The 1,355-nt window shown below is 35.4% G+C and carries 1 protein-coding gene; it reads right to left on the bottom strand.

Going from position 1 to position 1,355, the window contains the following annotated elements; all coding sequences use genetic code 11:
* Nucleotides 1–66 precede the first annotated feature (66 nt).
* On the bottom strand, nucleotides 67–1,260 hold the full coding sequence (locus DFQ11_RS15070; RefSeq protein ID WP_110476722.1) for an IS256 family transposase: 1,194 nt from the start codon (nucleotides 1,258–1,260) through the stop codon (nucleotides 67–69).
* Between the last annotated feature and the right edge of the window lie 95 nt (nucleotides 1,261–1,355).

Raw genomic sequence — 1,355 nt, 5'->3', positions numbered from 1 at the left:
GAGTTTATCCAGAATTTTGTGTTTTTGAAAAATAATTTCAAAATTCATAGGTTTTAAATGTAATGATTATAACCTACCTGGGAAACAAATGTACAACTGATTGTATATCTGAGACCAGTTAAAGCGTGTTTTCTTCCATTTCTTGCTAATGCTTTGAGCTGCAAGATATATTGATTTTAAAGCCGCGTTATCATTAGGAAAAACTTTTTTATTCTTGGTGTACTTACGTAGGCTGGCGTTGAAACTTTCGATGATGTTGGTGGTATAAATGAGTCGGCGGATCTCTTTTGGATAGTTTAGAAAGGCAGCTAGATTATCCCAATTCCGCTCCCATGACTGAACGGCAGCATGATATTTAGAATCCCATTTTTCTTTAAAGGAATCTAATGCTTCTAAAGCAAGCTGTTCATTATCTGCTTTGTAGATCCCTTTAATATCAGACATTACTTTTTTACGGTCTTTATAACTGACGTATTTCATTGAATTTCTAATCTGATGAACAATGCAGACTTGTCGTATACTATTGGGATAAATCGCCTCTATGGCCTTATCTAACCCGGGTAGATTGTCGGAACAAAGAAAGAATATGTCTCTTACACCACGACTTCTTAAATCGTCTAAAATAGCCATCCAGGAAGATGCTGTTTCTGATTCTACAATAGTCATACTCAAGATATCCTGCTGCCCATCAACATTTACTCCCAAAACAATCATACAGGCCTTGGAAATTACTCTGCCTTCTTGCCTGATTTTGTAATGAATGGCATCTATCCAAATGATAGGATATATGTCTTCTAATGGTCTGTTCTGCCATTCCTGAATATCTTCCAGTAATTGATTGGTTATTACGGAAACTTGTGAGGTAGAATATTCTACTCCATAGGTATTTTCAATAAAATCAATGATGTCACTATTGCTCATTCCTTTGGCATATAATAGCTGAATACAATCTTCAAGCTCTTTGCTAATAGACTGATGTTTAGGAACAATCACAGGATCAAACGTAGCTTTCCGGTCACGGGGTATTTTGATACGCTGCCCTCCTTGTTGTGTTTTAATGGTCTTTTCAGAAAAGCCATTTCTCTGATTTCCTTCTGTTGCAGGATTTCCTTTTTCATAGCCCAAATGAGCAGTCATTTCAGCTTTAAGCAAGGATTCTATACCTCTCTTAAGAAGCTGGTCTCTCACAGCGTCGAAATCTTCTTTGTTATTGATTTGACCAATTAAGGCTTCTAGTTGTTTTTCTAATTCTGGATTCATAAGATAAAATTTTAAAAGTAAATTTTTTGCCTATGAATTTCAAAATCATTTTTCGGCTATCTAAAAGTTGAAAACACAAAATAATTTACAGTCCC

Origin of the sequence: Winogradskyella epiphytica (assembly GCF_003217215.1) — a bacterium.
GTDB classification, from domain to species: domain Bacteria; phylum Bacteroidota; class Bacteroidia; order Flavobacteriales; family Flavobacteriaceae; genus Winogradskyella; species Winogradskyella epiphytica.
Note: the sequence above shows the minus strand (reverse complement) of the source record. Positions and strands in the feature narration are given on the sequence as shown.